This is a genomic window from Klebsiella pneumoniae subsp. pneumoniae HS11286, assembly GCF_000240185.1.
In the GTDB taxonomy this organism is placed as follows: domain Bacteria; phylum Pseudomonadota; class Gammaproteobacteria; order Enterobacterales; family Enterobacteriaceae; genus Klebsiella; species Klebsiella pneumoniae.
The window spans coordinates 46,727-61,437 of the sequence record NC_016846.1; the positions used below are offsets into that span (position 1 = coordinate 46,727).

The following is a 14,711-nucleotide window of genomic DNA, read 5'->3' on the forward strand; positions in this document are numbered from 1 at the left end:
TGCCGGAGCAGACAAGCCGCAGGCGCGTCAGTCGCCCCCGAGGGTTTTCTCGCGGTTAAGGTCACGAACCATGTCCCGCTCCACAGCCTGCAGACGCTCACGCTGCAGACGTTCTGAGGCCACCTGCTGAATCGCCGCCTCCTGGCGCCGGAACTGAGGATCATCCGGTAGCGTCGTTTTCTCCGTACCCGGCCGGTCACGCTCCAGTCCGCGAATGACGTCCCCGATAACCTCTTTCACCCGGTCCGCCGGCTCGCCGGCTTTACGCGCCTCCCCGGCCACTTCCCGGGCAGTCTGTTCCGCCTGTTTTTCCATTTCCCGGCGCTGCTGTTCTTCTGCCGCCCGCTGCGCCAGAACCTCTGGCGGGAGGATAATGTCAGCCCCGGCCTGCGGTACCGGAGCCACCGGCGCCGGTTCAGCCCATACCCGTCCGCCGGTCATGGCCCCGGGGTTCCAGGGACGGTCATCACCGGCCAGCCGCACCACCACCCCGGTATCGGGATTGTCGCGGGCCATTCTGACGCCCTCCCCCATATTCCCGGCCAGCAGGCTTTCACCGTTGCGGCTGTTCTGCAGCGCCACGAACCGGGCGTCTTCATTGCCCATAATTCGTCCCTCTCCGCCGATAGCCTCCAGCCGTCCGTCCCGATCGGTCAGCGGGCTGAGCCAGATACCGGCGGCTTTCCCGTTTTTATCAAATGCCGGCAGCGCCACATGCGGCTGAGGGTACTTTTTCCCCGGAGAAATGAATTTTCCTGGTGAACTTCCCTGTGCCAGACCGGACTGCTGCAGGGCTGCCCGGCCCGCGGCGGTTTCATCCAGTGGCCTTGCCCGCCCGAACAGCAGATCGGCTGTTTTCACCGCCCGGTCGTTACGGGGTTCAAGAATATCGTGCGCCGTCGCTTTCTCAGGTGAATTCTTGATGGCCTTTATCCAGCCCTCACGGCTGTCGGTGTAGACCTGAACATGCTGTTTCATGCGGGATAAAGCCACATAGGCAGACTCAAAGCTGGCCATCTGTTCCCGACCACCGGCCACCCCTTCCAGCGCGATGGCATACGGTTCGCTGGCCCCCTGGGCGCCGTGGGCGGTGATGGCGTAGGCGAGGTCGATATGCTGCTGTGCCTGCTCCGCCTTCGGGGTCAGCGTACGGGTGATTTTGCCATCAGACAGCGTGACACTGTCACCCGAAACAGACTGCACTTCCCAGATACTGTTGGCCACATAGCCGCGCTCCGGGTCACTTTTGCTGAAGCGCATTCGGTCCCCCTGAGACACGGTGATCTTTTCCTGACGATAGAGCGTGACGCCTTCTGCCGATGCCTCCCGGGGTGAGATAAATCGCTCCTTTCCTTCACTGTCTGTCAGGGTGATCAGCTGATTATCCTTATCCACTTTGCTGATACGGTGGTATACGTTATCAACCAGCGCCACCGCCTCCTTGTGAGCCGTCCAGGTCGACAGTTTGCGCAGTTCACCGTCACGGATGTTACTCGTGACCAGCACCGGCAGGGTGATTTCCTCTTTGCCGGTTTCCCCGTTCTCCCGCCGTGCGTCATGGATCAGACTGTTCAGCGCCCGCCGGTCCTTATTCAGATGGGTGATCACCAGCGTCTGCGACTGTGCCTCCGGGGTCCGTCCGGTATAGTCCTTCACCAGCGCCTCGTAGAGCGTCGCGGGCTGACCTTCCGGCAGGGTTTTCCCCTCGCTCAGCGCCTTTTCTATCGCCTTTTCCTGCTTTGGCGTGAATTCAACCACAGAACTGCCCGGCGCCCAGGCGCCTTCTTTTCTCGGCACCTGCTCCGGCGTGACCTGCTCGATGGTGGTCAGGGCGCGGTGCAAATCCCGCTCAATCAGGCTGTAGACCGCCGGTCGCAGCTCAGGTACCTGGCGCACAATCTCTTTCATGATGGCAACGTCGGCGGCGCTGCGCTGCTGCATCAGCCTGAACGGCTGCCCCGGCGAAATGGACTGCAGCTGGTCGGTATCTCCGCTGAGCACTGCGCGACCTCCCCCAGCCGCAATCAGGCTCAGGGCTTTCGCCGTGTCTGACAACCCCACCATCGAACTCTCATCAAGCAGAAACAGCGTGTTGCTGAAATCGGGTGTCTGGCCGTTGCGCTGCAGCAGCTGCGTGTCGTGGAGGAACGACGCCGTCGTGCGCGCGTCCACGCCGGCACTCTGCATTTCCCCGACCGCACGATGCGTCGGCCCCAGACCGATGACATGCGGGCGGGTCTCTTCCGGCAGCAGACTGATGGCACTCATGACTGCCCGGAACTGGGTGGTTTTCCCCACCCCGGCATACCCCTGAACCACCGTGAACCGGTCCGGGGTTTCCAGAATCATCCGGGTCGACGCCCGCTGTCCGGCGGTCAGGTCCGTCATCAGACTAGCCGGCACGCGGTCCATCAGGGGGGCCACCGCGTCTTTGCCTTCCAGCACCCGGGTCAGGATGCTTTTCTCGGCGTCCCAGGCCTGACGGGATATCAGCAGGTCATTGCCACGCCCGGGTGCCACCGGTACATTCAGCAACTGCCCCGACCTGATTTGTGCCTGGATGGTCGTGTCGATGTCCGCCATCGAAACCTTCCCGCCCCCGGTTTCCATTGCCGTCGCCAGCAGCTGGGGCCGGGAGAAGGTCAGGTCCTGGCTCTCAAGCAGCGGGATGGCCAGGTGAATGGCCTGTTCTGCCGGGGTATGCAGCCCGGCCTTCTGCTGCGCAATGGCCGCATCCAGGTCCGTCTCGCCGGATCGGGACTTCAGCTGCTCTGAGACCACGCTAAACGCGGTATGCCGCGACAGCTTCTCCGTCGTGCGCGCCGCATCCTGCGCCGAGTACAGCCGGAGGTGACTTCCGCTCTGTGCCAGCTGGTTGAGGGTGGCGTTATCCAGCTCACGCTGCGTCACCGACGCAAAGACCGTTGCCGTCTCGCTAACCGACCTGCCGGGACTTTCCACCCAGCCGTGGCCGACTTTAATACCGTCAAACACGCCCGCACCCACGGCCAGGGTCTGCGTGGTTTTCTGCCCCGGCCGCTGTACCGTCAGCTGCCCGTCCTCCACTTTCATCACTGTGACGCTCTCCCCGCCCTTAAGGCGTGTGTCCGGTATCTTCCCGAGCACCGCCAGACGTTCCCCCTCTGCCACCGGCAGTGTATCTGCCCGGAACAGCGTCCACTGGCTGTCGACCGCGGAAACCTTCAGATCCAGACGGTCCCCTTCCCGGTCTTTCAGGGTCAGCATATTGCTGCTCGCGGTCACCCGGTCAATGACAAAGCGATCGTGCGTCCGGGTCTCCGGATCCCAGCGTTCCATCACCATCCCCTCCCGGTAATAATCCCGCACGCCCCGGCTTTTGCTGTCCAGCCACACCGGCGTCAGGGCTGTAATGGTCGTGTCTTTCTCACCCAGCACCCCCTCCTGTCTGAGGGAGTCTCGGATGAGGCCGTTGAGTACGCTCTGTTCACGCGTCCCGCTGATTTGGGCCACGCTTTCCTGTCCTTCACGCACGCTGACGGCAAACTCCTGTGCCAGCCGGCTGTAGCGTGCTCCTTTATCCGGTTCACTGATGATGTCGGCTGTGGTCTGATGGCCCCCCTGCCAGCGATACGTATTCACGCCGCTGTCCTTCAGCACCGTCAGCGCACTGCCGGTCCCGCTGCGCTTCCCGCTGTCGGAGAGCAGGACCTGCACGTTATGGCGCATCGCGCCATCGAGCAGGGAAATCGTTTCCTTCAGGCTCAGCTTCTCCGCCTGATCCACGATGAGTGTTCCGCCCGGAATAAACGCCGTCCCGTCCTGCAGGGCGGATTTACCGGTCACCGTTTCCCCGGCCAGACGCACATCACCGGCGAGAAAATCACGTGAGCGGTTATCGGCAGCCAGGATATGGACGTCACGCCCCTGCTCCCGGGCCATCAGGGTTAACTCGGCCACCCGCTCCCGCTGGCCGGTTGCACCGCCCTGACCGGAAACGATACCCATTACCGGGCGATCCTGCGCCAGCACACTGACGGCATCGCTGAAAGTGACCTGGCGCACCACAGACGCATCAGGCGTGACGGAGACATGATTCTGGCGCTGCACCTCCTGACTCAGGGCTTTGACGGCGAGTTCATCGAGAACGTGGATGTTTGAGGTGAACAGGCCTTTCTCGCGATCGAGAGGGATAAGCTGCTCCCGTTCAATGGCGGCATTGATGCCCTTTCTCGCCAGCTCAAACACACCGTCCTTCGCCTCCAGCTGGCCGACCGTGCGTGCCAGCAGGTCGGCATACGTGAACTGCACCTTGCGGTCGCTGAGACCGGCAATCGCTTTCGTCACCACATCCGTGATATCCGGACCGTCAGTGTTCACCGGCGCGGCAGGTGCACGGGCCAGCTCTGCGGCTCGCGCATCGGTGGCCTCACGGTACCCCCGGATGTCAAACCCGGTCTCCTTCAGCGTGTTCATCCACTCCACCATCTTCTCTGCCGGATCGATGGCTTCTTTCGACTTGCGGGTATCGAGCGCGGCCACATCCCGTGACTTCAGGGAGGCATCGGGTCCTGCAGCCTCCCGGAGTTCCTGACTGCGCGTGGAAAACGACTCAACCGGCACGCCCTCCATCTCCCACATGCCATTCCGACCCGCATCGACTGTCTTGTAACCCATAGACTCAACATCGGCCCTGAGAGAGTTCTGGTATATCTTTCCGAAAGCGATGCGGTTGGCCAGTATGGTTTCGGAGAACCCGGTTTTACCGACGGTATCGCTGGCCAGCGTCTGCCATTTATCGCCGTTCTGTGTCGCGTTGATAACCACGCTGTGTGTGTGTATCTGTGGATCCTGAGCGCGCGATGTATCATGGTTAAAGCGGGCAATAATCAGATTCCCGGTCAGGACTGTTTCAGACACGCCATCTTTCTTTACCCGTGTGGAAGCAAGGGACTCCACCTGGTTAAGAGCCACTGTTACCGCGCGATTATGAGCATCGATGAGACGCTTATCGCCGCCCAACATAGCCAGCATCGATACACTTTTCGGTGCCGAGAACGTCAGGTCATAACCGGGCCGGTGCTTATTCACGCCATCCTGTATCCGGGTCAGGTCGCTGCCATCAGGTAGTTTTCCCTGCAGAAGCTCCGTGAAGACCTGCTTGTCTACCTTTCCTTCAAGTCCCAGCAATTCTGCGCCTTTACCCTGCCAGCGCTCCTCCATGCTCCCGATGACGTAGTAATTGTCTTTCTCTGTGTAGTAGTTACCGGCACTGCCCGCCGATTTAACCTGGCTGAAACTGAGCATCAGATATTCCCTCCAATCTCGACATCATCCTGCTCATCGTGCCGGTGGCTGTGGTTGATATTGACTTCCTCACGCCGCTGCATATCCCGCTGTGTCTGATCATCTGCCAGCCAGGCGTCATACGCCTGCATGTCCTCAATGACACCGTCCTCGTTCATGCCGGCCGGCAGCATGTCCTGTCCCTGTTCCGCGGACTGCTGTGCCAGTTCCTGTTCTGTCCCGCCTGCAGCTGCAGCAGGGGTACCGGCAGATGATGCTGTTGCGGCAGCAGCGGCTGCTTTGGTTGAGCAACGGTATGGGCGTGACCGGCAGGACGGGAGGCTCCGCTGCCGGACGCTTTGTTGTCGGCGGCGCTTTACCGGTGCAGGAGATACCGTCATTTCTGCTGGCGCAGGCGGGCTGACCGGCTCAGGTTGTTCACCGGCGTGACTGTCTGTATCAGCTGGCCCGGGTTCCGGCGCATCCGGCGTGAAAAGCGCCCGGGCAAGGCTGCCTTCAGCTTCCCGGGCCTCAAGCAGAGCACTGAGCCGTGCATCCACCCGCGCATCGAGAGTGCGAGGAATAAATCCCTCGGCAATTTTCGGACGCGGCTTGTATTTGAGGGCCAGCTTCACGGCCGGATATGGCCCGGGCAGCGTGACGTAACAGGACAGGTCAGGCAGCGTCTGAATATCGGAGTAACTGACCAGCGTTTCCCGCTCTTTTTCTTTCCCGGTCGATACACCATCACGCACCGGGTCAGCACCGTAGGAGTACTGCTCGCTGGCCTTGAGGATTTCCTTTTCGCCAATTTCACCGGCAGCAAACTCCGCGATCTCCCTGCTGGGTGAACGGAAGAAGGCCCGGGTGTTCATTACGTCAAAGAGCGTGGCGGCAGGCTTAACGCCATAGATGTCTTCCAGCTGGGCATAGGACTGAATACCGAACACATAACAACCACCAAATTTACGCGCCTCCGGGAGGATTTCGACCAGGTCCGGCAGCTTGTGCAGCGTCGGGAGCTCGTCAGCGAAAATCCAAACACGCCGGTTACGGTTCTCCCCCATCGCCAGCAGGCCGCGGATAGCAATCGACAGCCACATTGAGATAACCGGCTTCAGGGAGGCATGGGTGTCAGCGTTGGAGGAGATAAACAACCAGCCATTGGGTCGGTCCTCACGGACACCCCGCATCCAGTCCCGGATAGTGAATGGCTCGCCGTTCTTCTCAATGCCCTGCAGGTAGCGAATAGCCTTGACGTAGTTGGTCAGCACGGCACGAATGGAGATGGCCGTTTTCTCAATTTTCTCTTCAACCAGGTTCGCTGCCGGCGTGTTCTGCAGATAGGCGCGCAGCTTGTCGATTTTAATGGACAGCATGGTATCGACCAGTTTCTCGTAGCTGCGATCCTTGTCTTCACGCATCAGGTACGCGCCTTCGGCAAAGATAGTGCGACCGGAACCCTGCCAGAACGGGTCTTCTTTGGTACCCATCGGGATAAGGGTGTTAGAGATGTTGTCGAAGTCCGGCAGCGTCAGGCACTCTTTCCACAAATCCCAGGCCGCGCAGCGCGAATCCAGCGGGTTGAGGATTTTATCCAGTGACGGGTCATAATAGCTTTTGACGAACTCACAGGAGCGATCATAAATGATGGCCATATCGCCACGTGCACGCACGTAGTTCAGTAGCCGGCGGATCACTTCTGATTTACCGGAGCCTACGGTACCGTGGAGGCAGAAGTTCTGGATTTCGGAGTTTTTAAGAATAGGCAGATCGCCAATTTTAATATCGGAGGCCATACCATCACGCTTCATCTGGCGGGCCACTTCTTTGGGCTTATCGGAAAGCTGGCGCCCGCCGGTATTCTCATCCTCACTCTGCTGTTTCCCCTGGCGGCCCAGCACCCAACTGGCGATGAAGAACGTCACGATACAGATAACAAGAGAAACCACGGCTGCAAAGACGAAACTGGTCCACAGCTGCTCTCCGCACCAGATAGTATATTTATCGGCCAGGATTTGTTCTGAGGTATATTCCAGCGACTGGCCGTAATACTGAATGGTGTATACCGGCTGGGAACGAATAATATCGCGCATCGGACCAAGCGTCGTACACCACCAGTATACGCAGCCGTTTACAAAGGTTTGCCAGCTGAGCCGGTACATCAGCATCAGCCCGCACAGCACCCAGAATAAAATAAACAGCACGTAGAAAATAATATTGGCAATCTGACCAAACATGCGAAAGCGCATATTGGCGATCTGACCGCCCTGCGTCATATCTTTGGCATTGAAACTCATGGCACTAATCCGTCAGTAAAGTATTAGGGTCGGAAGAACAAATTAATCAGCGGAAATACACCGGCACAAAACAGGATTACAGTCATGCCCGGATCCATTGATGGCCAGGCCGGATACTGACATCTATTAAGAGGTTATGCAGAAGGTATAGCCCTCTGAGCCAGGGCAGTGCCCGCCTTTAATATACGACTTCGCCACCTGCCGTCCGGCCTCATCGACCAGGGCATACAGTGTGGATGGCAATGTTTCAGTCGTGTACTGCAGGCAGACGCAGTAGCATTTCACCGGATGTTTAATCATATCCGGACGTTCAAACCAGCCGGTTGACGGGAAAATCCGTGTGCCGAAGAGCCTGTCAGAAGGAAACTGAGTCTGCACGGACCAGGCAAACACGTCGTCAGCACTGTCGCGGCGATTGACGCCGGGGATATACAGATTTTCTGCTTCGCGGACAACACGGGAGGCAAGAGAGGACAAGGCGGAGTCATCCGTGCTGGCCGGGCCTTCCACACATATGGAAAGATGGAAGTATTCCGGTTTGCTCTGTACTTCTGGCTTTGCATCGGAAATAACTGACGCCGTGTTTCGCTTACGCTCCACGGAAGACGTCATTATTTTTCGGAAAAAGACACCTGCGATGAAAACAAGCAGAAGAATAACTAACGCGCTGCAGATATACATGATGTGGTCACTGAAGAGAGAACAGACCTCGCGATGTGACAGGGAATAAATTCCCCCCGCTGCAGGATGTGGGTAAATATCGCCAGGCATCAGTTCATGTGTATCAAGAGACCTGACAGGCACAGATATTGTCATAAATAACCTCTGTTCAAATAAAGACGAAAAGACTCCGCCGAAGGCGGCAACGCCTCACAGATGCACAAATAAATTGCGCAACTGTTCACCGTTTAGATGTGGAATTAACTGATTATTTGACGAATGAATTCTGACACGCCGGAAAGGTGATGCCAGTCTGGCCCGGAGTACCCGGGCCGTGGAATAGAACGTTTACAGGATATTAGCGATCGATTTTGCCAGCTGGTCTTCAAGAACAGGCTGGGCTTCAGGGAACTTGAGGTTAACTTTATTCGCGTTAGAGACGACGCGAGTCTGGTATTTATGCTGATTACCCGTTTCAGTACTTGTCTGCACTTTTGCTCCGGATGTTCCCTGACGTAATACGGCCACGTTATCAGTCTGAACCTGTGTTTTGGTTCTTTCCGCGATCTGAACATCGGTGATCATGGTGTAGTTCACATCTTCCACCATCGCGTCAGCCGCCATTCCGACCAGACCGGCTGCAAGCCCTACTCCCAGGGTTGCTCCCGCGGAACTGGAGTTGTAAGCGGTAATCCCCGCCCCAAGAGCGGCGCCAGTCACAGCGCCCTCATAACCCCGGCTTAACCAGCCCTGAGACTCACGAAGGTCCATTTTATCGGCCTTGAGCACATTCGCCTGGATCCAGTAGCCCGCCGTATCGGGGTTACTGACGACCTGATATCCCTTTGAAGTGACAGCGCTGGCAATTTTTGCCTGCAGGCCACTCATATCCTTATCGGAGGTATTTTTGATTTGCAGATAAACCGTCTTATTATTTGAAGGTTCCAGCCAGATTGTTTCGCTCATCTGGGTTTTTACTTCCAGATTTCTCTTTTTAATAGCGGTTCCCATTGCACTACATCCAGACAACACCAGAGCAGAGCTGACGACCATCACAGCCATGAATTTATTAAGCTTCATCCTGAATCCTTGTGACATAATCAATACGAGTGAATACACATTCTCTTATGATTTCGGAATGCGCATTCACTATATACGAATTTTAAACGAGATGTGAAAACTAATTACAGTCTAAGAAACCAATAATAACAAAGGAAACTTTTAGGCTGTTAACAAACCACCATAATTGATAGGTTGCCTCTGGATCATCCCCCCCCCAACTTTTCTGCTCTGAAAGAGTTTATCGCAGATGAGAGTACCGAAAGTTGATATCGTCCAAAATCAATATTCATAACAAACCATACAAAAATCGTCGCAATAAGAATCATGAACGAAAAAGGAAATGGAGAGGCATAATACACTCTATTAAATAGTGCAAGCGCTAGAATTAAAGCCATATACACAAGTGCATAGACCATAACTTTTCTAGATATAAACCGATATACCTGCGAGCGCATTCTATAGGTTCTGGGAACAGATAAAAAAAGTGAACGCGCACTTGCCACACCAAGCAGAACAATAAGACTTATAACACCGGGGAACACCAACACCCAAAATATGAACTTAACAGACAAATACCCGCCCCCTACACTAATTAGGGCGCAAATCATATTCCAGGCGGCAACAATTACTCCAGGCCATAGACATGACCAAAAAGATGGTATCTCCATTTCACCTCGTGAAAACACATTTTTCAGCTCATCTACTTCTTCAATGAGGATTTTATTGGTCATCATCATTTTCATCTTTTCCCATCAAGAAAATCCTTTTGCGTTTTCGCCGCTTTTTCCTCTAACTCAGCCTGAGAGTCAGCTCCAGGTAAAGAATTTACCTTACTCTTTCTTTCATTATAATCACCTTTAAACTCATTTGCTTTAGTTTTATGGTTCTTTTCCATTTCAGCATTTTCACTTTTCACCTCTGCGCCTTGCCGTTGTATGTTTTCGCGGGTTTCCTGATGCTGTTGTTTATTCTCTGTAATCATCCTATCCACCTTCTGACCCACGTTATCCTTAATACCCGCATCTTGTGTCATAACATCGATACGACGAGAATTTTGTCCGTAGTCGGCCATTACCGAACCATTGTCACCACCACCTGACACCCCAGCCATATTCTGTCCGATGCTTTCACGCCCCTGTTGATACGCAGCATCAACCCTGGGTTCTACCTGCTCTTTGACGAATTCACGCGCCAGGGCTTCACGCTGCGCCGCAATTTCAGGAGAACTGGTATTGGTCAGAATGGCTTCGGCATCCTGTGGAGCACGATGCTGAACAAAGTTCGCAAACTGCTGAGTCAGGTTTTCGTTCATCTGGCCAGTCATGCTCTCTGTGCGTGATGCCATCTCACTGTACTCATGGCTGCGTGTCCGGCTGCTTGTATACTGGTCATAGCTGTTTTTGGCACTGGAGAGTGACGCGGCAAACTGGTCAACACGCGAGCTGGCATTATTATCGGTAATATTGCCCGATGTGGTGGTTTTGCGGCTGGTAAAGTAATCGGATGCTTCCTTAAAGTCTTTGGCCGCCTGACTGCTGGTATCATGTCGGCTGTCATTCGATTCCCTACCGGAAGTTCCAACGTTATCTGTATTACCTGAGCTGTGTCCCCAGCCTGCACTTCCTTTACCACCAACTTCAGCAGAAAAACCACTGCCCCACTTTCCTAACTTGCCAAACAGCTGATCCCCAGAACTCCATTTACCAGATACATGTGCATCAAATGATTGAGTTCTTTTCGATGAATCATCCATCAACTGCTGGAAAGACTCCTCATTACTGATGTTGTTGGCTTTCGCATTAGCAACAACCGCATTCCACATCTTGCTTCTGGCCATCGAATCCTGCGAAGACTCGGTAGTATCGGCCCCTGTCGTTGTTGATGTGCTGTTCCCTTTATTGGTGCCAAATTGCTGCAGACTATTCCAGGCACTTGTCACGCTGCTGTTATAGCCATGCAGCGCGCTTTCGGCCTGGACATCAGCCTCACGGGCCATCTGTTGCTGCGCACTGGCTATCTGACGACCGACGTTGATATCCACCGGCAGTTTTGACATTGCACCACCACTGTCCCAGACCATCGATCCATCCCGCGTCTGCGTGCTCATACCCCCATTCGCCAGCTGCCGCGACATCTGTCCGAAACTGGTTGTACTGTTGGTACCCCAGCTGTAGCCGCTGACGTTCTCCATCTGCATGTTGGCGAAAGAGTAATTCCCGTCCACCACGCCGGAGGCCGCCTGCGATGTTGCACTGAGCCCCGAAGAAGAAAAATGGCTGTAGGCACTGGAGAAAGCGGCCCCCATGCTCTTCACGATCCCCCACGACAAGGGCGGTATCATCACGGCAATATAACCCGCGGTGGTCGCAATATCCGAGTTTTTGAGCTGAACCTGCGACAACTCAGAGAGAACAACCGGCACGCCATTTTGCTTCGCATAGTAGGCCATCGCGCTGTTCAGGATGGCGAACAGTAATGGCCACGTCTGCAGCCAGATAAGCGCAAACACATACCCTTTAAGCACCTGCAGCGTCATCATGTTAAACATGGCAGCCATCACCATGATCGGGAACATCCCAATCATTAAACCCATAATGACGGTCTGCATCAGTGGAAGTGCGCGAAGCGCCTGGTGCCCCATTGTGGCCTGTGCCAGCCGCTGCTTTTCAAGGGATGATGTGTTAGCCATATTGACCAGACTGGCGGTGTCCCCGCTGCGGGCCGCATAACTCTGGATCCCACTGCGCAGGGCGTTCATCGTGACGTTCTGGCGGATAATCTGCCCGGCGCTCTGTCCCGAGCTGTAGAAGTAATTGTAGCTGTCGCCAATCATCTGGCTGAAAAGCAGATCGGGATTAGGTTTGCCGCCAAACAGCTGACGAACATAGTAGTTCCAGGTTTTCCCGCCTGTCTGAGTATCAAGCGCAAGAGCCGATTTCAGATCCCGTGAGGCCTCTTCGCATGTCTGGAACTGGTTGTTTTTATCAAACACGCCACGCAGTGGGCTTGGGTTTGCAAAAATCAGGGTATACGGATCAGGTGAATTCAGTAATTCTTCAAAAGAGTACTTATGATTGAGGAAAATATCGCCCATCACACAGTTTTGTACGTAATCGGAAAACAGCGTCGTAATCTGAGGATTTTGTGACAAAAAATCCGTACTTTTCGCGACCAGATTACTGCCAAATAACATCCCCGTTTTACTGTACGTGACGCTGTCCGGCAGCGCGAAGACCATCTCATAACTCTGGATAAGCGCGTTTCCCACCCTCGTTGTCAGCGACGCAGGAATGGCAAGACCAATAGGAACATTATCGACTTCATAGACCTGCGCAACGTTACTGTAATCGATGATCTGCACAGGGGTACGAATGACAACCAGCATAGAGACCAGGGTGAGGGAAAAGACCCAGCCAATAAGGTCCATTACGTTGTGTTTTTTTACCCAGTTCCCCGCCACAATGAGTACCGAGATGGCGATACACATCTTTTCTATAGTCGACCATGTGCTGGTCCCCATAAACGCCGCAATCGCGTTCAGGTTGCCCCGTAACCAGTCGCCGCCAGCAATGGCATATATCTCAAGCATTACAGATTCCCCCCAAAATGATAGTTATTCTGGTAGCGGGTCATCATGCGGGCAGAGACCTGCTGGCGCATGTAACTCATTTGTCTGTCAACCACAAGCAAGGCGTCCTGCTGGACCTGAACACGGGACTGGAAAGCGGCAATCTGCACACTCGCCTGGTTGAGATTTTCCATGATCATATCCATTGTCGACTGGGGATAATTACCGGTTGAGATCATCGCCCGGGCCTGCTGGATAAGTTCCTGAATGTACTGCAGCAGGATGTCGTAGCCGATATAGTCCGTCAGCTGGTAAATAAGTGAGTTAGACACCCCGAGCATCTGCGGATCGACCAGGTATTTGAACACCGGAATGGTGGTGCTGGAGATAAACCCTTTCTCCTGCTCTGTCAGTTTTTCATCAGCCACCGCTTTATTCTGGATACTGCTCAACAAAGCGCGAATCTGATTTTTGAGCGCCTTATTGGCGGTGATGGTTACGGTCGCATCAGCAACGACCTTGAGACATTTATCCGAGTCATTGCAGTGGTAGATTTTAGCTGTGCCGCCCTCCATCATGGCTTTAATCAGATCCTGGTCAGTGGTGCGTGCCGGCAACGGGGTGATCTCACTGTTCTCACCAAAAATCAGCGTACCGGTCAGGGTCATCACAAACTCTTTCAGCTCCTTATTGCCATCAAAGAGCCGGTTCTTCGATAAGGCATTCCACATGATGTTAATGTTCTTCATCACACGTTCTTTGTCTTTATCGCTGGCCTTATCCTGGACGCTGTCCATCTTGCCGCCCACCGTACAACCCTGGCGCGAGGCGGCCCAGTCCGAAAAGATATTGCTTTCACCGGCAATGTCCTGGCAGACCTTTTGTTGAGCGACCTGGGTACGAGGAAACAGGCCACCCACAATTCCCTGAGCAGCCTGGCAGGAACTGAGGTTCATGCTGTTCATGTCAGTGGCCATCTTTTGAAGGAAGTCCTTTGCGGTTTTGATCTCCGGAACCGTGGTCTGCAGGGCAAGGTCAAAGAAGTAACCCGCGGCGTTGGACATAATTTGTTTGCCAAAGCGCTGCAGCTGCTCGCTGTTGATAAAGGAGAACGACCCCAGGTACGCATCGATGCCGCCGCAGCCGGCGTTAATATCCGGCAGGGTCATGCTGACCAGCTGGATCGTTTTCACCTGCGTTCTGGCATACAGCGAACCGCCAGAGGCATAACCCGCCGCCTGCCCCTGCCAGACCTGTGGCTGGCTGGTATTGGACGCAAACCCGAGCTTATTGAAGAAGTTATTCATGTCGCCATTCACGTCGGCGGCGGCGCTAAATGACAGGCCAAGCGCGGCACCGCAGAAAAGTGACAGAAGTTTAATTCGCATCCTGTCCTCCATTACGCACAGCATTCTTTTTAACTCTGTCATTTCTCAGAATAAAAAGGGTCTTAAGGTGATAACTGAAAAAATTGCGGATTGCTAATGTCACTCCGGCAACAAAGAACCCCACCCCAACAGCGATCAGCGCATAAGGGATGGCGTACATCATAATATTCCACAGGTCTTTTACTCGCAGGTCACCGCTGGCTATCCAGTCATCCACGCAGAGATTAAATAAAAATCTCATTATCCATAACAGCAGAGCACCTGCAGTGAGAAACACAATGAATAATTCCAGATAGATTTCCAGACGCCTTTCCCGGTGGATAAATTCCGGCTTCAGTTGTTCTATTTTTTCTGCTGCTGTCTGCCCGGGTGCTTTTAAACTTGCTGGAAATAAAAACGCATACAGTCCCGTCGAACGTATATATTTGTTCATGGCTATTTTCCTTAATCACTTGCTAAGACCGGATA

General features: G+C 54.6%; 8 protein-coding genes. All 8 read right to left on the reverse strand.

Annotated features, from left to right (window positions below; translation table 11 throughout):
- Positions 1-27 precede the first annotated feature (27 nt).
- The 8 genes from KPHS_p200710 to KPHS_p200780 all read right to left on the reverse strand — a co-directional run bounded on the left by KPHS_p200710 (position 28) and on the right by KPHS_p200780 (position 14,676).
- Positions 28-5,286 (reverse strand): conjugal transfer nickase/helicase TraI, encoded by a 5,259-nt coding sequence (locus KPHS_p200710; protein YP_005229687.1) that lies wholly within the window; start codon positions 5,284-5,286, stop codon positions 28-30.
- Complete coding sequence (locus KPHS_p200720; RefSeq protein ID YP_005229688.1) at positions 5,286-7,565, reverse strand: conjugal transfer protein TraD; 2,280 nt, start codon at positions 7,563-7,565, stop codon at positions 5,286-5,288. The genes KPHS_p200710 and KPHS_p200720 overlap by 1 nt, the downstream gene beginning before the upstream one ends.
- A 126-nt stretch (positions 7,566-7,691) precedes the next feature.
- A complete protein-coding gene (locus KPHS_p200730; protein YP_005229689.1) occupies positions 7,692-8,381 on the reverse strand; it encodes a hypothetical protein in 690 nt (229 codons plus the stop codon).
- 192 nt (positions 8,382-8,573) lie between these two features.
- On the reverse strand, positions 8,574-9,305 hold the full coding sequence (locus KPHS_p200740) for a conjugal transfer surface exclusion protein TraT (protein ID YP_005229690.1): 732 nt from the start codon (positions 9,303-9,305) through the stop codon (positions 8,574-8,576).
- A gap of 185 nt (positions 9,306-9,490) precedes the next feature.
- Positions 9,491-10,024 (reverse strand): conjugal transfer entry exclusion protein TraS, encoded by a 534-nt coding sequence (locus KPHS_p200750; RefSeq protein YP_005229691.1) that lies wholly within the window; start codon positions 10,022-10,024, stop codon positions 9,491-9,493.
- Between the two features lie 2 nt (positions 10,025-10,026).
- The gene (locus KPHS_p200760; protein ID YP_005229692.1) at positions 10,027-12,876 is read right to left on the reverse strand and encodes a conjugal transfer mating pair stabilization protein TraG; all 2,850 of its coding nucleotides are present in this window, start codon (positions 12,874-12,876) and stop codon (positions 10,027-10,029) included.
- Positions 12,876-14,255 (reverse strand): conjugal transfer pilus assembly protein TraH, encoded by a 1,380-nt coding sequence (locus tag KPHS_p200770; RefSeq protein YP_005229693.1) that lies wholly within the window; start codon positions 14,253-14,255, stop codon positions 12,876-12,878. Before KPHS_p200770 ends, KPHS_p200760 begins: the two co-directional genes overlap by 1 nt.
- Entirely contained in the window at positions 14,233-14,676 is a 444-nt protein-coding gene (locus KPHS_p200780) for a conjugal transfer protein TrbF (RefSeq protein YP_005229694.1), read from the reverse strand. The genes KPHS_p200770 and KPHS_p200780 overlap by 23 nt, the downstream gene beginning before the upstream one ends.
- Between the last annotated feature and the right edge of the window lie 35 nt (positions 14,677-14,711).